The sequence below is a fragment of the Enterobacter cloacae complex sp. IR5450 genome, from assembly GCF_049238665.1.
GTDB lineage: Bacteria > Pseudomonadota > Gammaproteobacteria > Enterobacterales > Enterobacteriaceae > Enterobacter > Enterobacter hormaechei_C.
In genome coordinates, this window is the sequence record NZ_JBMKIC010000027.1 from 42686 (window position 1) to 65155 (window position 22470).

Below are 22470 nucleotides of genomic sequence, written 5' to 3' on the forward strand. Positions count from 1 at the left end.
TTATGAATAATTATAAAAAACCGCCTCTGTTTATCGCGTGACTGAATGATGACAATTTTGTCACCTTCCAGGTTTCTCCTGAACAACGGGATTAATCCATTAACAGGCGCACTTTGAACACAATTTCACGCCCCTGCTGTTCTGCTGACAGCTCGCCGCCGTGAGCATGAATGATCGACCTTGTAATTGATAAGCCCAGCCCCGCGCCTTCCGTGTTGTAGAACCTTGATGAGTCTGCGCGATAGAACCGGTCAAACAAACGTTCCAGATTAGCGGGAACCTGGCCGGACATCGTATTCGTAATCATCACGTTCACACAGTCACTGTCACGCTCAAGGTGTATCGCTGTACAGGTGTTATCGGGAGAATACTTGATTGCATTGGAAAGCAGGTTACTGAAAGCACGTCGGAGCATATCGCTGTCTCCGGCAACAACGCCCTCTCCTTCAACCGTGATTGTCTTTCCTGTTTCGTCTGCCAGGGGCTCGAACAACTCACGTAATTCATTCAGTTCGGCTGCCAGATCCACATCATGTTTATCCAGCCGCAGCAGACCATGCTCTGAACGTGCCAGAAAAAGCATGTCACTGGTCATTCGTGACAACCTTTTCAGTTCTTCCAGGTTAGCGAATAAAATTTCGCGGTAATGCGAAACATCCCTTTCCTTAGCCAGTGCAAACTGCGTCTGCATCATCAGATTACTGACTGGTGTGCGCAGCTCATGCGCGATGTCAGACGAGAAATCTGACAGTTTCCGGAATGCCCCCTCCAGGCGATCAAACATATTATTGAACTCCTGCATGGTCTCAGAGATTTCCGGCGGAGCCAGATCGGGATTTAGACGCTGATCCAGGCTGTGTACGGTCATGGAGGAAGCCAGACTGGTCATTTCCCGTAGCGGTTTCAGACCAATACGTGTGGTCAGCCAGCCCAGAAAAACAGAAATAAAGACCAGACCGATATTGAACCAGAACAGCCAGGTACTGAGTTTGTCCATAAACAGGGTGTGATACCCAGTATCCGTGGCAACCGTAATGATGACATGTTTGCTTTTACCCTGTTCCGGCGTCACGGCAACCCGCCGCGAGATACTGCGGTACACGGTGTTATTTTCTTCCGTCTGGATCATATAGTCGAGAATATCACCCGACTTATTAAGCAGGACCGCTGGAACAACAGAATTTTTGGCATAGAGTTCAACAATTTTTTCATTTTCCATGTTTTTTATAGAAATGAATAAGCCATTGTGCCCCACCATCGCATCGTTTATTTTTTCTGATAATGACTTAATATCCGTTTTGTTCCTGAACGTCTCTGTTTTAAGAAACTCTTCGGTGAGCTGAAGTTTACCTGTCAGAAAATCGCGGTCCTGATTATCGAAATAGCCATTAAGGGTGCTAATCAGGATAAAACTTGATAACCACCATACCGTAAGCATCACCGCAGAAAAAATCAGGCTCAGGCGTGTGGTCAGGGAAATTTTGAACCTCACTCTTCTCTGATCTCCAGGACATATCCGGCACCGCGAACGGTATGGATCAGTTTTGGCTCAAAGTCATCATCAATTTTACTTCTCAGACGTCTCACGGCGACATCAATCACATTCGTATCACTGTCAAAATTCATGTTCCAGACCAGGGACGAGATAAGACTCCTGGGTAACACTTCTCCGGTGCGTTGCAGCAGCAACTCAAGCAGAACGTATTCTTTACCGGTGAGATGGATCTTCTTCCCCGAACGGATCACGGTCCGGCGCACCATATCAACGGTCATATCGGCGATGGTGCAGACTGTTGCGGCCTGCGAGCGTGCCCGGCGCAGTAGGGTTCTTACACGTGCAACCAGCTCCGTAAAATCAAAGGGCTTAATCAGGTAGTCATCTGCGCCAAGCTCCAGTCCTTTCACTTTGTCCCGCACGTTGTCCTTTGCGGTTAAAAACAGGACCGGTTCTTCGTGCCCGGACTCCCTCAGTGCGCTGATGATTTGCCACCCGTCGAGGAAAGGCAGCATCACGTCCAGTATTATCAAATCATACTGTCCCTTCGACGCGGCCCCGAGACCATCGCGGCCATTATTAAAGAGATCGGCCTGATAGCCTTCCTCAACCAGTCCCTGCTGCAGGTAACGACCTGTATTTTGTTCGTCTTCAACGATTAAAATACGCTGCATGGTCAACTCGCTGATATGAAAGTAAAAATCTCACGCATGAGCTTTGGCTGTCCCCTAGCTGACCTGAGACGGAGCAAGCATTCCGAGCCACGCTACGGCGCCCAGAATGATAATCGCAACAACGAATTCTGTCAGGATGCTGTTTCGCATCAGGGCAACGCTGCGATCATAATTCCCTTCCCTGACCATAACTTCAAGCCGGGGACCCAGGTGAAACCGGTTTGCTGCAGCCAGAAGAAGCATCAGAACAAACAGAGCCGTCTTGGCAAGCAATATCCTCCCCCAGGAACTGTTGAATAAGGGAGTTAAGTTACCCTCAGCAATATACAGATAGTTGACCAGCGCACTCAGGATCAGGGCTACAACAATCACCGTTCCTGCCGTGGCAAATTTTGCCAGGGAGTCAGATATCACAATGACGCTCTGTGCATTATGCTCGTTTCTGCGCATCAGCAGGATAGCAAATGCAACCAGAGCACCTGTCCAGGCACCTGCAGCGCCGAGATGGGTCAGATCGCTCAGTAAATGGAGATAGTAATGCAGACCGTCATGCATAACGGCGTGTCCTCCCCAGGCAAGTGTAGCCAGCGCCACGCCCCCACTCATCGTCATCAGCAGGCAGGACAATACTCTCTTATTAGTGTAAAGGAACAAAGCACCGAGTGTGGTAAACAGGGCACAGAGCCTGACAATCCAGCTAATACCCACATCAGTTTCTTCTATCACCATCTCGATAACATGGATGGATAATTCTCTGAGGTCAGTTACTCCACTCATGGCATTAGATACCAGGAGCATATTAATGCCAGTAAGAATGATGCCTGTAACAACAGCAAAGGTTATAAACGACCTGAAATTAGTCAGGTTATAGGTTTCATGTCTGACACCGCTTATTCCATATATCTGAAAAAATGGCAATCCAAATATTACCATCAAATCCAGATAAAGAAGAAAACGAATAACAATCATAATCAGGTCGTTCATAATATTACTTCACTGTAAAGGTGTAATTACCGGTAATAGGGTGCGTATCTGAAGAAACCGCGCGCCAGTCAACACGATAAGTGCCAGCGGGTAAAGGCTCTCGCGGAATAATGACCATCGATTTAGGGTCAGCGCCTGGCGCCACTTTTGCCGCGACCGGCATCGGAGAATGTGATGACATGCCTTTCATACCCGTCATCGTTAATTTTGCACCTGAGAATTTCACGGTCAGATTTTCCGAGAAATTAAGCTGAATCTTTTCCGGGGCCGCTACGGCTGAATCAGCCTGTGGCACAGAGCTTTTTAATTCCGGATGGGCCATAGCAGAGAAAGCAACGCCCATAACGAGGCCACCTGTAAGAATGGCTTTATTTAAAATCGACATTTTATTTACCTGTTTAGTTGAGTGTTTTATATCAGTGCGTTAAAACCAGATTCTGGCTCCCGCCAGGAATACTACCTGATGGTCTTTCTCACCTTCTCTTTTCGCCATATCGGATGTTTTCCCGTAAAGTTGATTCCAGGAAACGCCTATATAGGGTGCAAACTCACGGCGTATTTCATAGCGCAGCCGGAGCCCCAGCTCTGTGTCAGTCAGTCCCCTGCCGCGACCCCGCGATTCATCATCCTGACTGTAGAAATTCACCTCATAGGATGGCTGGAGTATGAGCCGGTTAGTCAGTAAAACGTCGTATTCTCCTCCCAAACGAAGGGCTGCTTTTCCGCCATTACTGACAAAACCCGTAATTTCAGACTCAAAATTATAGAGTGCCAGCCCCTGAAAACCGACAGCAGCCCAGGTCCGGGCAGAAGCAGGTCTGAAATCCTGCCTGACACCCGCAACCAAATCCCACCATGGGCCAACCGCATGTCCCCAGAGTAACTGCGCTTCAGCCGCCTCCGTTTCCCCATTGCTTCGTTCACCTTCACTCTTTAGCCAAATCCGATCTGTGTCGCCTCCAATCCAGCTGTTAACACTCCAGCTGAAATTGTTGGTGTTATCCGACCGTTGCCATTCCAGTTGATCCAGCAGAACCAGATAATTAATCGCACTGTCGTGAATCGCATGCCCCTGTAAATTGCCGAATGCAGCCTTCCGGTCGGCATCGGTAACAGGCGGAATTGGCGTTCTGCTCTCAGTTACAATGGGCTCCATTGACGTCATCTCAGTGAAATTCTCATCTGCTGGCATCTGCATGGCAGACATGTCGTGCCCGGCGTGGGGATCTGCAGAGACGGAGCCCGCCGCAATAGAAAGCTGTGAGGTAAACAAACCGGCGACCAGAACAGGTATGGCCTTCAAATTTCTCTTCATTCGCATCATTCCTCCACCCGGACTTCACGAAACATTCCCATTTCCATGTGATAGAGCAAATGGCAGTGATACGCCCAGCGGCCAAGCGCATCTGCTGTCACTCTGTAACTGCGTTTTGTACCAGGGGGAACATCTATTGTGTGTTTACGAACCATGAAATTACCGTTTTCATCTTCCAGATCGCTCCACATACCATGCAGGTGAATGGGGTGAGTCATCATGGTATCGTTGACCAGCGTGATCCTGAGCCGCTCACCGTATTTCAGCAGCACCGGTGCGGCATCTGAAAACTTGATTCCGTTAAATGACCAGGCAAACTTTTCCATGTGGCCGGTTAAATGCAGTTCTATGGTACGGCCAGGTTCACGTCCGTCAGGATCCTCAAAGCGGCTTTTCAAATCCGCGTACGTGAGAACCTTTCTTCCGTTATTTCGAAGACCAATACCCGGATCATTTAATTTCGGAGAGACGCTCATCGCCTGCATATCAACCAGTGGGTTATCCGTTTCTGACGCAGGATGACTTTGCATACCCGGCATTCCGGCCATCCGGGAATGATCCATACCGGCCATGCTGCTGTGATCCATGGGCGCGGAGGATGTCCCGCTATCCGGAAGGTCAGCACCGTCCATAGACATCATCTCTCCGCTGTTATCCATGCCTCCCATCTGGCTGTGGTCCATTCTTGCCATATCATGGCCCATTCCCCCCATACCCATATCTTCCATGGTCAACAGAGGACGGGGATCGAGGGGGGGAACGGCAGCACTTAACCCCTCTCTCGTGGCCAGTGTCCCTCGAGCGTAACCGGTCCTGTCCATGGATTGTGCGAAGATGGTATAGGCCTCACCCTGAGGCTCCACAATGACATCATAGGTTTCGGCAACGGCAATCCTGAATTCGTCAACGGTAACCGGGTTTACATACTGGCCATCTGCAGCCACGACCGTCATTTTCAGCCCGGGGATACGGATATCGAAATAGGTCATTGCCGAGCCGTTGATAAACCGTAAGCGTATCTTTTCACCGGGACGGAACAGTCCGGTCCAGTTTTTCAGCGGGGCCTGCCCGTTCATGAGATAGGTGTAGGTGTAGCCACTGACATCCGCGAGGTCAGTCGGATTCATTTTCATTTCAGCCCACATTTTCCGATCGGCAATGGTGGCTGACAGCCCCCTGGTATTCACGTCGCGGAAAAAAGAGCCAACGGTTGGTTTATTGAAATTGTAGTAATCCGACTGTTTTTTTAATTTTTTCAGCAGGCTGTGAGGATTTTCATCGGTCCAGTCAGACAACATGACCACATGCTCACGATCGTAAGCAAACGGTTCTGGCTCCCTGGCATCGATGATAATGGCACCGTATACCCCCTCCTGTTCCTGCAGACCGGAATGGCTGTGGTACCAGTAAGTCCCGTTCTGCTTAACCTTAAAGGTGTAAACGTAGGTATCATCAGGCTCTATGCCCATAAAACTCAGCCCCGGAACACCATCCATATTGGCCGGAAGAATAATGCCGTGCCAGTGAATGGACGTCTGTTCATTAAGACGGTTTTTGACCTTCAGGGTAATGGTGTCACCTTCTTTCCAGCGAAGAACGGGCCCCGGCAGGCCTCCATTGATTGTTTTGGCCTGACGCTCACTGCCCGTGATATTGACGGCCGTTTCACCAATGGTCAGGTCAAACTGAGTACCCTGCAGGGATGCGGCAACTGGCAGGCTCAGACTGGAACGCGCATTGAAACTCCATACGCCAAGACTTCCGGCTACGCCAGAGAGGGTTAACCCCTTCAGGAAAGTTCGTCGAGACGTTTTCAACAGCATGCGCATTCCCTTATTTAAAGTATGGTTACTGACAGAATTCGAGAACCGATTTAAATTAAATTACTGGTTCATCCACTTACAATGAAATGAATCTAGCACACCTTAAGAAACAAATTCATTACAATCGTGTAATGTACATAGCTGTATTACATTTACGTCATCTTCCCCACAGGTTGATTATTTTTATATATGATCATAAGGACATCTTTTATGTACCTCAGAAGGTAATTACACATGAATATATTAATCACGGCCACTGCGTTTACAGCTTTATTTTGTGGGGCAGCTTTTGCTCAGTCCAGTGATATTGCCCATGAAGCACATCGATTTGTTAATAATGCCTCAGCCGTCAGTCATGTGAATTCCTCGACGCATGAAAACTTACCGGACAGGGTTAATAAAAACAACACGCCCTCATTCTCTGAAATGAATGAACATGAAAGGGCCATTGTTGCTCATTCATTTATGAACAACAGCGCGTCCTATGCACATCAGAAAATGATTGAGGAACATAAAAAAATGCTGTCCGACAGTGGTGCAAATTCAAAGACCTCCTCTTCTTCTTTTAACGAACTGAATGCCGGAGAGAAAGCCGCCCTCGTGCATGAGCAGGTCAATAATGCCGGTGCGGAAGCTCATCAGACACAGGCAAGAAAGCTTCGCGGCCTGTATTCCTCCAGGTAACTGCAGGCGGGTTAGTGCTTAGCAGGGCTTTACTGACGGGTTACGTAGCAGGACATGAGCCCCATATTGCTCTGCCGTAACCTGTTTCAGTCCCGTTAATCATCACCGTCAGGCTGGTCATACAGTTCCCAGATCTTCAGGAGCAAACGGGAAACAAGATATGTTACAAAAATGACGACCATCAACGGTGCTCCCGATTAACTGGCAGATGACACGCCTCCTGAAAACCCCTAGCATACGCCGCAGTGTTCATGCTAACGGCGAATTCCAGTAAATGTATTCTACCGATGTCGTAAAAGAAAATGCTTACCTTTCAGCCACCCGCTCGGGGCTGGAATCGAACGAGATCGCTATCCTTCAGCGCTCTTTGCCTTCCCGCTTTAATCTTCGGCATTTGAAAAAAAATGAATCATTAAAACTCGTACTGCAAAAGAAAGCGGGAAAATCACGTGTAGTGGCTTATAAATTTACGTCCGGCTCATTTAATTACACGGCGTATCGTATATCAGACAAAAAGTTCTATAATCTTTCCGATACTTCCGGGAAAGGCAGTCTCGATTATCCGTTACCAGCCACAGCAAGACTCAGTTCACCTTTCAATCCTGCAAGACTTAACCCGGTATCGGGAAAAGTGAGTCCCCATAATGGCATTGATTATTCCATGCCCATGAACACGAAAATAGTCAGCGTCATCGACGGAAAAATCACCCGGGCCGAATACAACAGTACCATGGGATATTTTGTTGAAGTAACGGGAAAAGCCGGTGTTAAAACTCGCTATCTCCACCTCAATAAAATACTCGTTACTAAAGGGGCCAGAGTTACCCGGGGAGGTGCTATTGCGTTATCCGGTAACAGCGGACGTTCATCCGGTCCTCATTTACATTACGAGCTGGTCATCAATAACAATCCTGTTAATTCACTGGCGTTCCGGGCATCGGCACCCGCTGATAACAAACTCGAACAGCATGCCTTTGCGCATGCCAGAGACTACGAACGATACCTGGACTGATAACGGGACCGCGACGCGGCCCCGTTTGCCGGATTAATTTTTTTATTGTTTTCACTTCCGTGATGTTGGTGATCCCCATGCCCTCCGTGGCCGTGGAAAAGATGCATTAGCGGGCAGACCAGCAATAACAGATATGGCCAGTAACCTGCCACATGTGACCAGTGTTCTCGCAGGAGGGCAAATGCCGCGATCGCGGCGACAGCAATAAGCGCATAGGTGGTACTTTTCATACTGGACTCCTTCTGTTCATAACAGACCCTTCACTCAGTGTTATTTCCCGAGCCTGACACTTTTCAGACGCAACGCATTCACAATGACGCTGACGGAAGAAAGAGCCATGGCCGCCGCCGCAATAACTGGCGACAGCAGTATTCCATACACAGGATAAAGCAGGCCTGCAGCCACCGGCACACCAAGTGCGTTGTAGATAAATGCAAAAAACAGATTCTGTCGGATATTTTTCATGGTGATCTCTGACAGATGACGGGCCCTGTTCAGTATCATCAGGTCGCCTTTGAGAAGGGTGACTCCGGCACTTTCAATTGCCACATCTGTACCCGTTCCCATGGCTATTCCCACGTCAGCCGCTGCCAGCGCCGGGGCATCATTCACACCGTCTCCGGCCATCGCAACCACATGGCCAGACGCTTTCAGTCGGGTTATCACTGCTTTTTTGCCATCCGGCAGAATCCCGGCTTCAACCTCATCTATTCCCAGTTTCCGTGCGACTGCTTCAGCGGTAAGCTGGTTATCCCCGGTGAGCATAACGATGCGGATCCCCGCCTGACGCAACGCTTTAAGTGCATCCGGCGTGGTTGCTTTCACGGGATCCGAAATAGCTATCAGGCCTGCAAGGTCCCCGTCCGTGGCCACATAGATAACGGTAGCGCCTTCCATCCGCAACGTATCCGCAACGGCCTTTTGATTATCAACAACGATACTGTTTTCCTGCATAACCAGTTCATTACCAATAACAATCCGTTGACCTTCGACATCGCCTGTGACACCTTTACCCGACGGCGCATCGAAATGAGTGACTGCGGGTATTGCGATCCCCTTTTCCTGTGCTGCTCTGACGACTGCCATACCCAGCGGATGCTGCGAGCCTTTTTCCACTGCGGCCGTTACACGCAAAAGAGAGGCTTCCCCACCCGGACTGAGACTGATAATTCCTGTCACCGTAGGCGAACCTTCCGTGAGCGTGCCTGTTTTGTCGACAACCAGCGTGTCCACTTTTTCAAGACGCTCAAGGGCTTCGGCATTTTTGATTAACACCCCGGCCTGGGCTCCTTTGCCCACCCCCACCATTATCGACATCGGCGTGGCCAGCCCCAGCGCGCAGGGACAGGCAATAATCAGGACCGACACAGCCGCAATCAGACCGTGCGCCATCCTGGGCTCGGGCCCCCAGACAGACCAGATCACGAAAGCAACAACCGCGATAAGTATCACCAGAGGAACAAACCAGCCTGAAACGCTGTCAGCCATTCTCTGGATGGGGGCTCGCGAACGCTGTGCATCAGCGACCATCTGAACAATTCGTGAGAGCATCGTTTCATCACCGACTTTCTCTGCTCGGATGATAAGACTACCTGTCTGATTAATCGTCCCCCCAATGACAGGTTCACCCTCTTTTTTGGTAACCGGCATAGACTCCCCGGTCACCATCGATTCATCAACAGTTGTTTTGCCTTCGACCACGATACCGTCGACCGGAATACTCTCTCCAGGTCTGATGCGGAGCTTATCGCCAGGCAGGACATCTTCTGCATTAATATCCGTTTCATGACCGTCATGATCCAGCCGCCTGGCTGTTTTGGGGGCAAGGTTCAGAAGCGCAGTAATGGCACCTGAGGTTTGTTCCCGTGCCCGCAGTTCAAGAACCTGTCCCAGCAGAACAAGCACCGTAATTACTGCTGCGGCTTCAAAATAAACGGCCACCAGGCCATCCATGTTTCTGAACGATGCAGGAAACCAGGAGGGGAAGACGGTTGCAATGACGCTGTAAACCCAGGCTACGCCGGTCCCCATTGCAACAAGGGTAAACATATTCAGGGAGCGGTTACGCAACGACATTCCGGCCCGGGCGAAGAATGGCCAGCCGCAGTACAACACGACTGGAGAGGCCAGAAGCAGTTGCAGCCATGTGTTGTATTGTGGCGGTACTGTATTCCTCAAGGCGGGAAACAGATGAGATCCCATTTCGAGTATCAGAACCGGAAACGCCAGCAACAACCCCAGCCAGAAGCGTCTTGTCATGTCGCGAAGTTCATCACTCGGCCCCGTCGATGCCGTGGCTACGAGCGGTTCCAGTGCCATTCCACAGACAGGACAGCTTCCGGGACCACTGCGGCGTATCTCCGGGTGCATCGGACATGTCCACACACCTTCAGAAATATCTTTCTCCGCCTGATGGTGAGGCTGTTTTATCTGGTCTGGGCTGACTTCGTGGTGATCGTGGTGGTGGTGGGAATGTTCACTGGCATCTTCGGTAAGATAACGGTCGGGATGGGCTGTAAATTTACTCTCACAGCTGGCAGAGCAGAAATAAAGCTGATGGTCCTGGTATCGAATGCTGCTGTGCGCCTTGTCGGGCAGGAATGCCATCCCGCACACGGGATCTCTCACCTTATGCAATACGTGGCTCTCGTCCGGGGATAATGTCTGTTCAGAAGCAGTCTGGTTGTTGTGTTGCACTACATTGTCATTTTTCACAGTAACTCTCCTTATGCATGCCTGAAGCATTTTCTGTCTTCAGGGTATGTCATGGATGCGATTACCACGAATGTCGCCGGCACAGGAGTGCCTGCTGCCGACGTCCCGTTATCAGCCGTTCCGCTGACTATTCGATTCGCTGGAAGATCTTTTTACTGCCCTCCGGAGAGAATGCGATAACATCGTAAGCCTCTTTACGGGCCCCCATCTCCATTCCCGGGCTTCCCGCAGGCATACCGGGGGTGGCAAGGCCATAAATCCCTGAACCAGACTGCATTGCCTTATGTATCGTTGTGGCAGGCACATGACCTTCAATGATCAAATTACCAGTAACTGCGGTATGACAGCTTCTCAGCTCAGCAGGAACAGCATATTTTTCTTTCAGGGCTGACAGAGCCTGATCATTCATGACGTGGGTCCGTACCTCAAACCCGTCCTTTTCCATCGCCTTGCCCCACAGGGAACAGCAACCACAGTTTTCAGACTTGTACATGTCTATTACTTTTTCACCTGCCATTGCCGGAAGTGAAAGGCCAAAAGCCAGGGCCATTAAAATTATTTTTTTCATACTCACCTCTGTATGTTATCGATGTAAACCCTGACGTCAGGGTGAATTTATGCAAAAGGACACCCGCAGGGGTGTCCTTTCAGGGTTATGACACGCTCTTTTTATGTCTGCGCAGCCAGATGAGTTTATAGGCGGCAGGAATAATGAACAGGGACAGCAGCGGAGCTGTGATCATCCCGCCAATCATGGGGGCCGCAATACGGCTCATGACTTCTGAACCTGCGCCGGTTCCCCAGAGTATCGGCAGCAGACCCGCGATGATCACCGCCACGGTCATGGCTTTCGGCCGGACACGCAGCACGGCACCATGATAAAGGGCTTCATCAAGACCTTCCGGTGTGAACGTCTCTTTACGGGACAATTCCGGGTGCACTTCAATGGCATGACGCAGATACATCAGCATGACCACGCCAAACTCTGCTGCCACCCCGGCCAGGGCGATAAACCCGGTTCCGGTCGCCACTGACATATGGAAGCCCTGCCAGTACAGGAACCATATTCCGCCAACCAGGGCGAACGGCAGGCTCATCAGGATCAGCAGGGCTTCGTCAACCCGGCGGAATGCCAGATACAACAGGATGAAAATGATCATCACCGTCATCGGCACCATCAGCTTCAGTTTCTTGTTGGCATGCTCAAGCAGTTCAAACTGTCCGGAGAATGCCACACTGGTTCCCGGTCTCAGTTTCACTTTCTCGCTGATGGCCGTCTTAATGTCGTTAACCACCGACACCATGTCCCTGCCGCGGGCATCAACATAAATCCAGCTGGCTGGCCGGGCATTTTCGGTTTTCAGCATGGTTGGTCCAGAAACGACGTTAATATCCGCGACATCGCCCAGCGTGATCTGCTGCTTCATCGGGGTCAGGATCGGCATCTGTTTCAGCGCCTGCGGACTGTTCCGGTAATCCTGCGGGTAGCGAATGTTAATAGGGTACCGGGCCACCCCTTCAACTGTCTCACCCACCATAGCACCTCCGATTGCTGAAGAGACGAACAGCTGGACATCACCTACCGTCATCCCGTAGCGGGAGGCTTTCTCCCGGTTGATATCGATATCGATGTAGCGCCCGCCCTCAAGTCGCTCAGCCAGGACAGACACCACGCCAGGCACGGTTTTGGCTACCGCCTCGATACTCTGCGCCGTCGCGTCGATATCGGACAGAACAGTCCCGGACACTTTGATACCTATCGGGCTTTTGATCCCGGTTGAGAGCATATCAATACGGTTACGGATAGGCGGCACCCAGAGGTTTGCCAGACCCGGTAAACGGACTGTCCTGTCGAGTTCATCAATAATCTTGTCAATTGTCATGCCGGGACGCCACTGATCCTCAGGTTTGAGCTGGATCGTGGTTTCCACCATTTCGAGCGGCGCGGAATCCGTTGCGGTCTCTGCTTTACCGGTCTTGCCAAATACAGAAGCCACTTCAGGAACGCTTTTGATTAACTTGTCTGTTGTCTGCAGGAGCGCTGCAGCTTCTGCCGGAGAGACGCCAGGCAAGGTCGACGGCATATACAGCAGATCGCCCTCGTTAATCTTCGGCAGAAATTCACCGCCCACCTGACTCAGTGGCCAGATAACCGTGAAAATGGACAAGGCCGCAACCAGCAGGGTTGTTTTTGGCCAGTGGAGGACCCGCAGCAGCAAAGGATGATACGCTTTGATCAGCACCCGGTTCAGGGGGTTACTGGTCTCTGCAGGAATTTTCCCCCGGATCCAGAATCCCATCAGAATAGGAATGACGATGATGGCCAGTGCGGCCGCTCCCGCCATGGAGTACGTTTTCGTGAATGCCAGCGGGCCAAACAGACGACCTTCCTGCCCTTCCAGGGTAAAGATAGGAATAAAGGACAGGGTGATGATCAGCAGGCTAATGAACAACGCGGGTCCCACTTCCACGGAGGCGTCGGTAATCACCTTCCAGCGGGTGGTGTTGTCAATCTGCTCACCCGGATGCTGATGATCCCACTCCTCAAGCCGTTTGTGCGCATTTTCAATCATCACAATGGCGGCATCCACCATCGCACCGACGGCAATCGCTATCCCTCCCAGCGACATGATATTGGCGTTCAGTCCCTGGAAGTGCATGACGATAAAGGCGATACACAGGCCAAGCGGCAGAGAGATAATCGCCACCAGGGCAGAACGTACGTGCCACAGGAACAGAGCACAGACGATGGCCACCACGATAAACTCTTCCAGAAGTTTGGAACTGAGGTTATCAATCGCCCGGTCGATTAACTGGCTGCGATCGTAGGTGGTCACGATTTCAACGCCTTCCGGCAGGCTGGCCTTCAGCGTCTCCAGTTTATCCCTCACTGCCGTGATAACGTCGCGCGCATTTTTACCCGACCGCAGGATCACCACGCCGCCAGCGACTTCTCCCTGGCCGTTCAGCTCGGCAATACCACGCCTCATTTCGGGCCCGGTCTGCACGCGGGCAACATCCCGCAGATAAACCGGCACGCCGTTCTCACCTGTTTTCAGGACGATGTTATTAAAATCATCAATGCTCTGAAGATAACCGCTGGCACGGACCATATACTCCGCTTCGGCCATTTCAACGGATGAACCACCGGCCTCCTGGTTAGACGATTCAAGAGCCTGTTTCACTTCGGGCAGGCTGATCCCATACTGGGACAGTTTTACCGGATTGACCTGAATCTGGTACTGCTTCACCACGCCACCAACCGAGGCTACCTCAGCCACGTTCGGGATGGTCTTCAGTTCAAATTTCAGAAACCAGTCCTGCAAAGAACGCAGTTCTGAAAGGTCGTGTTTTCCGCTGCGATCGACCAGGGCATATTCAAATATCCAGCCCACTCCCGTGGCGTCCGGACCGATTTCAGAGCTCACACCCGCAGGCAGTTTGCCCTGAACCTGATTCAGGTATTCCAGCACGCGCGAACGGGCCCAGTACAGATCGGTCCCGTCTTCAAAAATGACATACACATACGAATCACCGAACTGTGAAAAGCCACGCACGGTTTTTGCGCCAGGTACGGACAGCATGGTGGTGGTAAGCGGATAGGTGACCTGGTTTTCTACAATCTGCGGAGCCTGTCCGGGATAGCTGGTTTTAATAATGACCTGCACATCTGACAGGTCAGGCAGCGCATCGACCGGCGTGTTAATTATCGTCCATGTGCCCCAGATGCTGAGAAACAGTGCGCCCATCATGACCAGGAAACGGTTGGCGACAGAGCGCCGGATAATCCATTCAATCATCGTCGTCTCCTCAGTGCCCTGAATGCATATTTACAGGCTGCTCAGACATTGCTGGCATACTGTTTTCTGTTTTTTCAGGGTGGCGCATACGTTCCAGCGCGCCCGTAATATTGGCTTCGGAGTCAATGAGGAACAGGCCACTGACCACCACGGTATCGCCTTCATTAAGACCGGAGCCAATGCCGGACTGTTGCTGTGATTCATGCAGAACGTGGATCTGTTTCGGCACAAACTTGCCTTCATCATCAACAGTAATCACGTGCTGTTCTTTGCCGGTATCGATAACGGCCTGGCTTGGTATCAGCAGCATCTCCTGACTTTGGGTATTCAGTTTGAGATAGGCATTCATGCCCGGCTTGAGAAACTCATCCTTGTTAGTAACCTGGAGGCGGACCTGAAGCGTGCGGGTTGTCTGATCCACGCTGGGAAGAATGTTCCATTTTTCGACATGGAATGTTTTATCCGGATAAGCCGGTACCGAAATTTCAAACTGCGACGTATCTTTCAGCAGATAGGCGATAGATTCTGGCACTGCAGCGCTGATCCAGACCGGGTCCATCCCCTGAATCTGAGCCACCACCTTATCTTTGGAAATATTCATGCCGGTGCGCAGGTCAAATGCAGTAATGACACCATCAATAGGTGCTTTAATGGTAAAACGGGTCTGGATTGTGCGGGTTGAACGCAGCCTTTGAATATCCTCTTCCGGCATACCAGCCAGACGAAGTCGCTCCAGAACCCCTTTTATCTGGGTTGGCGTACCGCCTGTACCGGATAACAGCAGAAACTCACTTTGTGCCTCAACCCATTCAGGAATGGTGATATCGATAAGCGGAGTGCCTTTCTTCACATGATCGCCAATCGTCAGGGGATACACTTTTTCGACGAAACCGTCAGAACGCGCCTGCACAATGACAAACTGATATTCGTTGTAACTGACATTAGCCGGGATTGTCTGAGAATAATTCAGCATTCCTCGCGTGACTTTTTGCGTTTTTAATCCCAGATTCTGAACCTGAGTTGGATCGATACGGATCCCGCCACTGCTTTTATCGCCACTTTCATCAGCATATTTCGGCACAAGGTCCATATCCATAAAAGGCGATTTTCCGGGTTTATCAAATTTGGTATCCGGTTTCATAGGGTCATACCAGAAAAGTACCTTTTTCTCCGGTGCCTTTTGTTCTGCTGGTACTGTTTTTTGTGATGAGTTTAAATACTGCCAGGCAGTAACCGATATCAGCCCCCCTGCTATGAGGCTGCTGATAATTATTGCAGCATATTTTATCTTTAAAGAAGCCATACAATTTCTCGCTGAAAAATCAAAACACCTGGCATATGCGCACGATTATTCATTCACAGTAATCCCATAATGAATGTTCAGGCGCACTGGATGTATTCGCTCCGGACTGTTAATCAGGATTGCGTAACGTTAATGCTTTTGAGTAAGGAGATATTGCCCTGCTGAATAAACGAGAAATCGACATGGTTGCCGGTTTTCAGGGCATTGATAGCGTCGTCTGCATTAACAAAAGTGAAGCGCATGGTCATTGCAGGCCAGCCCACCGCCGGGATTGCTTCGTGCGAAATGGTAATCTTTTTACTATTCATATCAATGCCTTTAACGATACCGGTGCCCTTGATAACCTGCTGTACCGAAGCATCACTGGCAGCATTCATATCGCCATGCTGATGTGTTTCAGCATGAAGACCGGCAGAAAACATGACAGAGAAGGCACCAAATAAAACGGCTTTAAGTGAATTACGCATTTTAATTTCCTGATTAATTGAATAAATTTACTCTACCCAACCGCCACCCAGCGCGGTAAACAGATTAATTTCGTTAACCTGTCGGGAATAGGTAAGATCGAGAATGGTTTGCTGCGTCGCGAAGAGGGAACGTTCTGCATCCAGCACTTCGATGTAACTGACAGCACCACTTGCATACAATCCTCTGGCACGCTGTAGAGTTATCTGAAGTGAATCAAGATAACGCTGCTGTGACTCAAGTTGCTGGCTAAGGCTGTCGCGCAGCGCAAGCGTGTCGGAAACATCCTTAAAGGCTGACTGAATTTTTTGTTCGTAATTAACCACGGACTGTTGCTGGCGAATTTCAGCCAGCTTCAGATTGGCTTTGTTCCTGCCAGCATTAAATATAGGAATTTCAATTTTAGGAATAAAATTCCACATTCCACTTCCTGACGTAAAGAGGCTGGACAGCTCCGTACTGCTTGAGGAGAGACCACTGGTCAGGGTAATGGACGGGAAAAAAGCCGCTCGCGCTGCGCCAATATTGGCATCAGCCGCTTTCAACTGGTATTCCGCTTCCATAATATCCGGACGCTGCAGCAATATTTGTGACGACAGATTTGGTGGCAATTTTACTGGTGCGATCTCCCCACCTTTAATCCCTTTTTCTGACGGAACTGCGCGGTACGTTCCCAGCACCAGTTGCAGGGCATTGTTTGCCTGAGCCAGATCGCCTTCTCGTTTGGCTATTTCGGCGCGGGTACTTTCGATTTGCCCCCTGGCTTGTTCAAGCGCCAGAACGTTCGTACTCCCGGTCACCAGTTGTTGCTCAACGAATGCATAAGACTGTTGATAATTTTTCAGCGTTTCCCGCGCAATACGGAGTTGTTCGTACGCCAGTTGCTGGCTGAAATAGCTCTGTGAAACGTTGGAGACCAGCAGGATGTGTACGGCACGACGGGCTTCTTCGCTGGCAAAGTAGTTCTGGCGATCAGCCTCACTCATGTTCTTAAGTTTGCCAAAAAAATCGAGCTCATAGCTGAGCTCCAGACCCGCGTCGTACTCCTGTGTGGTCGGCTTGTCACCTTTCAGACCACCGTTGTATGTGATCCCGGATGAGGCATTCAGTTGGGGATAACGATCTGCATCCGTGACGTTGAACTGGGCCCGGGCCTCTTCAACCTTCAGGGCAGCCATTCTCAAATCACGGTTATTATTCAGGGCTTCACCGATCAGCCTGCTGACCTGGGGATCGACAAAAAAGTTTCGCCAGCCCGTATCCTGATAGCTGTTTACCGCAGGCGTCAGACTGTTTTTAGACAATGAAAACTGCTGGGGAACCGGAGCTGGCGGACGCTGATATTCAGGTGCCAGAGAAACACAACCAGCCAGGATGAATATGGTACTGATGCTGAGTAATTTTAATTTGAACATAACGCTTCTCGTACAGGCAGACCTGGTAAATGGTTCAAACGAAGTCCAGAGTATTGATAGGGATACTTTACCGAACGCTCTCTGTTTGCCGGGTGACAGGATAATGACAATGTTGTCATTTTTGCTGTAATCCGTTGATAACGATCGTGGGCGCAATAAAATGACATTAGCAGCCAGCCGGGGAGCATGATGAAAATATTAATCGTTGAAGACGAAATTAAAACAGGTGAATATCTCAGCAAGGGGCTGACAGAGGCGGGGTTCGTCGTGGATCACGCTGATAATGGTCTGACCGGATATCATCTTGCCATGACAGCCGAGTATGATTTAGCCATCCTGGATATCATGCTGCCTGATGTAAACGGCTGGGATATCATCCGTATGCTGCGCAGTGCCGGAAAGGGGATGCCGGTATTACTGCTGACGGCCCTTGGCACGATTGAACACAGGGTCAAAGGACTTGAGCTGGGTGCGGACGATTATCTGGTGAAGCCCTTTGCGTTTGCTGAACTGCTCGCCCGGGTAAGAACCCTCCTCAGGCGGGGAAACACGATGATCACGGAAAGCCAGCTTAAAGTGGCTGACCTCTCGGTTGATCTCGTATCCAGAAAAGTCAGCCGCGCCGGGAACCGCATTGTGCTCACCAGTAAAGAGTTCAGCCTGCTGGAATTCTTCATTCGCCATCAGGGAGAAGTTCTTCCCCGCTCCCTGATTGCCTCTCAGGTCTGGGACATGAATTTTGACAGCGACACTAACGCGATTGATGTCGCAGTAAAGCGACTCCGCGCTAAAATAGACAACGATTACGGGACAAAACTGATCCAGACAGTGCGGGGCGTGGGCTACATGCTGGAGATCCCGGATGCATAGCAAACCGTCCAGACGACCTTTCTCACTCGCTCTGCGGCTGACCTTTTTTATCAGCCTGTCCACAATACTGGCGTTTATCGCCTTCACCTGGTTTATGCTGCATTCTGTTGAAAAGCATTTTGCCGAGCAGGATGTCAGCGATCTGCAACAAATCAGCACCACACTGAGCCGTATACTCCAGTCCCCGGCAGATCCGGATGAAAAAAAAGTAAGCAAAATAAAGGAATCGATCGCCAGCTACCGCAACGTTGCCCTTTTGCTCCTCAATCCCCGGGGTGAGGTGCTGTACAGCTCTGCGCAGGGGGCAGCACTACGCCCGGCCGTGAATTCAGCCGATTTTAGCGAGCACAGCCGCGCACGGGATGTCTTTCTCTGGACGGTGGAGGATACTGCGAGAGCGATGGATACCGGGTCCGGAATGAAGATGGAAACGTACCGGATTATCGCCTCCTCTGGCCAGGCGACATTTCAGGGCAAACAGCAGAACTATGTCATGCTGACTGGCCTCTCCATTAATTTCCATCTCCATTACCTCGATGCGCTGAAAAAAAATCTGATTGCGATTGCCGTCGTGATAAGCCTGCTGATTGTTCTGATCATTCGCATTGCTGTCCGTCAGGGGCACCTGCCCCTTCGTAATGTCAGCAATGCCATTAAAAACATCACCTCCGAGAATCTTGATGCGCGGCTGGAACCGACACGCGTTCCCATTGAGCTGGAGCAGCTGGTTATCTCGTTCAATCATATGATTGGAAAGATTGAGGATGTTTTTACCCGCCAGGCTAATTTCTCTGCCGATATCGCGCACGAGATCAGAACACCCATCACCAATCTGGTGACGCAGACTGAAATCGCTCTGAGTCAGGATCGAACGCAGAAGGAACTTGAGGATGTCCTCTATTCCAGCCTTGAAGAGTATAACCGGATGACCAAAATGGTCAGCGACATGCTGTTCCTGGCACAGGCGGACAATAATCAGCTGATACCTGACAGGGTTCGGTTTGACCTCAGAGCAGAAGTCATGAAAGTCTTCGAGTTTTTCGAAGCCTGGGCCGAAGAACGCAATATTATGCTCAAATTTAACGGGATGCCCTGCCTGGTTGAGGGAGATCCACAAATGTTCAGAAGAGCGATCAATAATCTGTTATCCAACGCCCTGCGTTATACCCCAGAGGGACAGGCAATCACCGTCTCAATAAGAGAGCAGGAGAGCTTTTTTGACCTTGTGATTGAAAATCCGGGGAAACCAATCCCTGAAGAGCATTTATCAAGGTTGTTTGACCGTTTTTATCGGGTGGATCCGTCCAGACAACGAAAAGGAGAAGGCAGCGGCATCGGCCTTGCGATTGTGAAGTCAATCGTGGAAGCACATCACGGAAGAGTGCAGGTGGAATCGGACGTACACTCAACGCGTTTTATCTTATCCGTGCCCAGACTGGAGAAAATGATTCCGGACACCCAGTGCTGGGAATAAAGATTTAAATGACAAAGATGTCATTAGCCTGTCATGCAGCAAACAGAAGCCATTCGATATAATTAGTGCAACTTATCAGGAAGGCTGGATTGCTTTATCAATATCCGGCGTCAGTGGACGCCAGGAAATGAATATCCAGTCCCCTCCCGGAGAAATAAACACTTCCGAACCTGTTTCAGTTATGGAACTGAAAACACCGGTTGTACTCCCCCGGACATCACTAATTAAGAAATGGAGAGTTATCATGAAAAATATCGTATTAGCATCCTTGCTGGGCTTTGGCTTAATTTCTTCGGCCTGGGCCACTGAAACCGTGAATATCCATGAGCGGGTCAACAATGCACAGGCACCTGCTCACCAGATGCAGTCTGCTGCGGCTCCTGTCGGGATCCAGGGGACTGCACCTCGTATGGCCGGTATGGACCAGCATGAACAGGCCATTATTGCTCATGAAACCATGACGAACGGGTCGGCGGATGCGCACCAGAAAATGGTGGAAAGTCATCAGAGGATGATGGGAAGTCAGACCGTTTCCCCTACCGGGCCGTCGAAGTCATTAGCGGCAATGAATGAGCATGAAAGAGCTGCAGTTGCCCATGAATTTATGAATAACGGTCAGTCTGGCCCACATCAGGCCATGGCCGAAGCGCATCGTCGCATGCTCAGTGCAGGCTGACGGCGAGGGAAGTATCTGTGCTGTCCTTATTTCCTTGATAGATTTTTCCGTAACCGGATATATGGCAACATCTTTGCCCCCTACAGGGGGCATTTTTATCAGATTCTGCTACAGTTAACGGGCATCAACGCTAAAAGGATATTTTTTATGAAAGCCAGAAACACTTTATTTGCAGTATTAATGTTATCCCTGCCAGCGATTTCAGCAGAACATTCAGAAATGAAAATGACTGATATGTCTACCTCGGCTTCGTCACAGGAATATATGGCTGGCATGAAAGACATGCATGACAAAATGATGGCTGCCGTAAATGAGTCCGATCCCGACAAGGCTTTTGCGAAAGGCATGGTAGCGCACCATGAAGGGGCAATAGCAATGGCTGAGACCGAGCTCAAATACGGAAAAGATCCGAAAATGAGAAAGCTCGCGCAGGACATCATTAAAGCTCAAAAAGGTGAAATTGAGCAGATGAATAAATGGCTTGATAGTCAAAAGTAAACATTGTAGAAATGTCACGACAAGCGTGATTTTACATCGTTCCTGGGCGCGGGAGTCGGTTAATCTTTATATAATTCAAATCCGATTAATTTCGGGTTTTTACTACTCTGTACTCCGGTCCTTTGTTGAGGACCGGAATATATGCACCTGAGATGCTTATTTAATACATTATCTCGTCATGGATACAATGTCGCTCAGGATCTCAACCAGCTCGCTTCTCTCCTGCGTTCCGTCATGATAGGTTGATCTTGAGATGATTCTTTCTGATGTCATCTGAGGCCAGAATTTATCTAGTACATTATCGGGTTTCATTCCCACAGCCCGGCCGATTATTTTTTTAGCGTCACAGGTGTCCGTAAACGTGACGGCTACACCAGTAATTTCCTCGATAAGATCCGGGCACAGATAGTTTTCTATCTCACGTTTGCGCGTAGCGAAAAATACCTTACCGGCCTCCTCTACTTCTTTTTTACGCTTCTGGATGGACAGAACCTGTGCAGGGTCTCCCCCAATATCGGAGTCCAGAAATACGCACCAGGGAAGCCCCAGATCTTTGGCCAGATTCAATGTAACCCAGTGTTTGACGCTACCACACCCTCCTATGAGGACTGGCACTATTTTCACGTCCTCCAGAGAGGCTGGCAGCGCACCTGACTGTTTTAATGAACTGGCCGCATGCCTCAGGAAAGTAACATCCGACTTTCCCTCTACCAGAACAATCCCCTGCGCCCTTTCCATACCGGTCTCTGGCAGCACCCCCAGGCTTTCAGTGGCTTCCTTCAGCACTGCGTCATCCGGCATTTTTACTACGGGTTCACCCGCCTCATTTCGGGTAACATAACGTACGCCTTCGACAGGGATTAATCCGGCCAGCGCCGGGACATGGGTGGTGACGATAATCTGACGGTGCGGCTGGCCTGCCAGTGCCAGTAACGCTTTCATCAGCATCATCTGATAGTTCGGATGCTGTGACGTTTCAGGCTCCTCTATGGCATAAATCACATTTCTGGGCGTCCCCGCGACATTCTTTTCAGCCTCAGCCCGAAAAAAATTCAACAGGATAAGCCTCCTTATCCCGCTGCCGCGCTTATTGATGGGGATGCCATTTTCCCCGTCCAGGGTGAAATTGAAGGTCCACTTGGGTTTCTCCTTAAATCGTGGAGTCAGTTCACTGGCGAGTTCGGGGGTAATGCTGCCAACTTACTGATTTAGTGTATGATGGTGATTTTAAGGTGCTTGCGTGGCTTCCATTTCCATCAGATGTCCC

Annotated in this window: 19 protein-coding genes and 1 pseudogene; 6 read left to right on the top strand and 14 right to left on the bottom strand. The window is 50.2% G+C overall.

The genetic code is table 11. The features are described from left to right. Positions 1 to 91 precede the first annotated feature (91 nt). The 6 genes from pcoS to pcoA are packed head-to-tail and all read right to left on the bottom strand — an operon-like array spanning position 92 to position 6291. The gene (gene pcoS, locus ACOTYB_RS18235; protein ID WP_001211180.1) at positions 92 to 1492 is read right to left on the bottom strand and encodes a copper resistance membrane spanning protein PcoS; all 1401 of its coding nucleotides are present in this window, start codon (positions 1490 to 1492) and stop codon (positions 92 to 94) included. Beyond that, complete coding sequence (gene pcoR, locus ACOTYB_RS18240; RefSeq protein ID WP_421765859.1) at positions 1489 to 2169, bottom strand: copper response regulator transcription factor PcoR; 681 nt, start codon at positions 2167 to 2169, stop codon at positions 1489 to 1491. The genes pcoS and pcoR overlap by 4 nt, the downstream gene beginning before the upstream one ends. 54 nt (positions 2170 to 2223) lie before the next feature. Beyond that, positions 2224 to 3102: a copper resistance inner membrane protein PcoD gene (gene pcoD, locus ACOTYB_RS18245; RefSeq protein ID WP_229692861.1), complete on the bottom strand. Its 879-nt coding sequence runs from the start codon at positions 3100 to 3102 to the stop codon at positions 2224 to 2226. Positions 3103 to 3157: 55 nt separating this feature from the next. After that, entirely contained in the window at positions 3158 to 3538 is a 381-nt protein-coding gene (gene pcoC / locus ACOTYB_RS18250; RefSeq protein ID WP_000025662.1) for a copper resistance system metallochaperone PcoC, read from the bottom strand. Between the two features lie 39 nt (positions 3539 to 3577). Continuing rightward, positions 3578 to 4468: a copper resistance outer membrane transporter PcoB gene (gene pcoB, locus ACOTYB_RS18255; protein ID WP_001378118.1), complete on the bottom strand. Its 891-nt coding sequence runs from the start codon at positions 4466 to 4468 to the stop codon at positions 3578 to 3580. A gap of 5 nt (positions 4469 to 4473) precedes the next feature. Beyond that, positions 4474 to 6291: a multicopper oxidase PcoA gene (gene pcoA / locus ACOTYB_RS18260; RefSeq protein WP_409248999.1), complete on the bottom strand. Its 1818-nt coding sequence runs from the start codon at positions 6289 to 6291 to the stop codon at positions 4474 to 4476. 234 nt (positions 6292 to 6525) lie between these two features. Between pcoA and ACOTYB_RS18265 the strand changes: the two genes are divergently transcribed. Then, positions 6526 to 6975, top strand: coding sequence for a hypothetical protein (locus ACOTYB_RS18265; protein ID WP_001023231.1), 450 nt, complete (start codon positions 6526 to 6528; stop codon positions 6973 to 6975). Between the two features lie 274 nt (positions 6976 to 7249). After that, positions 7250 to 7987, top strand: coding sequence for a peptidoglycan DD-metalloendopeptidase family protein (locus ACOTYB_RS18270; RefSeq protein ID WP_000287499.1), 738 nt, complete (start codon positions 7250 to 7252; stop codon positions 7985 to 7987). Here the strand turns inward: ACOTYB_RS18270 and ACOTYB_RS18275 are convergent. From ACOTYB_RS18275 to silC, 7 genes are all read right to left on the bottom strand, one after another. Next, the gene (locus ACOTYB_RS18275) at positions 7966 to 8217 is read right to left on the bottom strand and encodes a DUF2933 domain-containing protein (RefSeq protein WP_150325029.1); all 252 of its coding nucleotides are present in this window, start codon (positions 8215 to 8217) and stop codon (positions 7966 to 7968) included. The genes ACOTYB_RS18270 and ACOTYB_RS18275 overlap by 22 nt on opposite strands. A 40-nt stretch (positions 8218 to 8257) precedes the next feature. After that, positions 8258 to 10732 carry an Ag(+)-translocating P-type ATPase SilP gene (silP, locus tag ACOTYB_RS18280; protein ID WP_139158036.1) on the bottom strand — a complete coding sequence of 825 codons (2475 nt, stop codon included), beginning with the start codon at positions 10730 to 10732 and terminating at the stop codon, positions 8258 to 8260. Between the two features lie 97 nt (positions 10733 to 10829). Then, positions 10830 to 11270, bottom strand: coding sequence for a DUF411 domain-containing protein (locus ACOTYB_RS18285; protein ID WP_000720618.1), 441 nt, complete (start codon positions 11268 to 11270; stop codon positions 10830 to 10832). An 85-nt stretch (positions 11271 to 11355) separates the two neighbouring features. Beyond that, the gene (gene silA, locus ACOTYB_RS18290) at positions 11356 to 14502 is read right to left on the bottom strand and encodes a Cu(+)/Ag(+) efflux RND transporter permease subunit SilA (protein ID WP_016246646.1); all 3147 of its coding nucleotides are present in this window, start codon (positions 14500 to 14502) and stop codon (positions 11356 to 11358) included. Positions 14503 to 14512: 10 nt separating this feature from the next. Next, entirely contained in the window at positions 14513 to 15805 is a 1293-nt protein-coding gene (gene silB / locus ACOTYB_RS18295; protein ID WP_220153416.1) for an efflux RND transporter periplasmic adaptor subunit, read from the bottom strand. Positions 15806 to 15918: 113 nt separating this feature from the next. Further along, entirely contained in the window at positions 15919 to 16272 is a 354-nt protein-coding gene (gene cusF, locus ACOTYB_RS18300; RefSeq protein WP_016246647.1) for a cation efflux system protein CusF, read from the bottom strand. Between the two features lie 27 nt (positions 16273 to 16299). Beyond that, entirely contained in the window at positions 16300 to 17685 is a 1386-nt protein-coding gene (silC, locus tag ACOTYB_RS18305; protein ID WP_000475513.1) for a Cu(+)/Ag(+) efflux RND transporter outer membrane channel SilC, read from the bottom strand. 189 nt (positions 17686 to 17874) lie between these two features. Between silC and silR the strand changes: the two genes are divergently transcribed. The 4 genes from silR to copM all read left to right on the top strand — a co-directional run bounded on the left by silR (position 17875) and on the right by copM (position 21203). Beyond that, positions 17875 to 18555 carry a copper/silver response regulator transcription factor SilR gene (gene silR, locus ACOTYB_RS18310; RefSeq protein ID WP_000697966.1) on the top strand — a complete coding sequence of 227 codons (681 nt, stop codon included), beginning with the start codon at positions 17875 to 17877 and terminating at the stop codon, positions 18553 to 18555. Continuing rightward, positions 18548 to 20029 carry a copper/silver sensor histidine kinase SilS gene (gene silS / locus ACOTYB_RS18315; RefSeq protein WP_000555733.1) on the top strand — a complete coding sequence of 494 codons (1482 nt, stop codon included), beginning with the start codon at positions 18548 to 18550 and terminating at the stop codon, positions 20027 to 20029. The genes silR and silS overlap by 8 nt, the downstream gene beginning before the upstream one ends. Before the next feature lie 244 nt (positions 20030 to 20273). Then, positions 20274 to 20705, top strand: coding sequence for a silver-binding protein SilE (silE, locus tag ACOTYB_RS18320; RefSeq protein WP_000790485.1), 432 nt, complete (start codon positions 20274 to 20276; stop codon positions 20703 to 20705). A 147-nt stretch (positions 20706 to 20852) separates the two neighbouring features. Further along, on the top strand, positions 20853 to 21203 hold the full coding sequence (copM, locus tag ACOTYB_RS18325; protein ID WP_000647571.1) for a CopM family metallochaperone: 351 nt from the start codon (positions 20853 to 20855) through the stop codon (positions 21201 to 21203). Positions 21204 to 21371: 168 nt separating this feature from the next. Here the strand turns inward: copM and ACOTYB_RS18330 are convergent. After that, a pseudogene (locus ACOTYB_RS18330) lies at positions 21372 to 22394 on the bottom strand (ATP-dependent nuclease); the annotation flags it as partial. Positions 22395 to 22470: the final 76 nt, after the last annotated feature.

Coding starts and splice junctions, on each gene's coding strand:
- pcoR (WP_421765859.1), bottom strand. CDS start 2,169: ATGCAGCGTATTTTAATCGTTGAAGACGAACAAAATACAGGTCGTTAC.
- pcoD (WP_229692861.1), bottom strand. CDS start 3,102: ATGGTAATATTTGGATTGCCATTTTTTCAGATATATGGAATAAGCGGT.
- pcoC (WP_000025662.1), bottom strand. CDS start 3,538: ATGTCGATTTTAAATAAAGCCATTCTTACAGGTGGCCTCGTTATGGGC.
- pcoB (WP_001378118.1), bottom strand. CDS start 4,468: ATGAAGAGAAATTTGAAGGCCATACCTGTTCTGGTCGCCGGTTTGTTT.
- pcoA (WP_409248999.1), bottom strand. CDS start 6,291: ATGCTGTTGAAAACGTCTCGACGAACTTTCCTGAAGGGGTTAACCCTC.
- ACOTYB_RS18265 (WP_001023231.1), top strand. CDS start 6,526: ATGAATATATTAATCACGGCCACTGCGTTTACAGCTTTATTTTGTGGG.
- ACOTYB_RS18270 (WP_000287499.1), top strand. CDS start 7,250: ATGTATTCTACCGATGTCGTAAAAGAAAATGCTTACCTTTCAGCCACC.
- ACOTYB_RS18275 (WP_150325029.1), bottom strand. CDS start 8,217: ATGAAAAGTACCACCTATGCGCTTATTGCTGTCGCCGCGATCGCGGCA.
- silP (WP_139158036.1), bottom strand. CDS start 10,732: ATGCTTCAGGCATGCATAAGGAGAGTTACTGTGAAAAATGACAATGTA.
- ACOTYB_RS18285 (WP_000720618.1), bottom strand. CDS start 11,270: ATGAAAAAAATAATTTTAATGGCCCTGGCTTTTGGCCTTTCACTTCCG.
- silA (WP_016246646.1), bottom strand. CDS start 14,502: ATGATTGAATGGATTATCCGGCGCTCTGTCGCCAACCGTTTCCTGGTC.
- silB (WP_220153416.1), bottom strand. CDS start 15,805: ATGGCTTCTTTAAAGATAAAATATGCTGCAATAATTATCAGCAGCCTC.
- cusF (WP_016246647.1), bottom strand. CDS start 16,272: ATGCGTAATTCACTTAAAGCCGTTTTATTTGGTGCCTTCTCTGTCATG.
- silC (WP_000475513.1), bottom strand. CDS start 17,685: ATGTTCAAATTAAAATTACTCAGCATCAGTACCATATTCATCCTGGCT.
- silR (WP_000697966.1), top strand. CDS start 17,875: ATGAAAATATTAATCGTTGAAGACGAAATTAAAACAGGTGAATATCTC.
- silS (WP_000555733.1), top strand. CDS start 18,548: ATGCATAGCAAACCGTCCAGACGACCTTTCTCACTCGCTCTGCGGCTG.
- silE (WP_000790485.1), top strand. CDS start 20,274: ATGAAAAATATCGTATTAGCATCCTTGCTGGGCTTTGGCTTAATTTCT.
- copM (WP_000647571.1), top strand. CDS start 20,853: ATGAAAGCCAGAAACACTTTATTTGCAGTATTAATGTTATCCCTGCCA.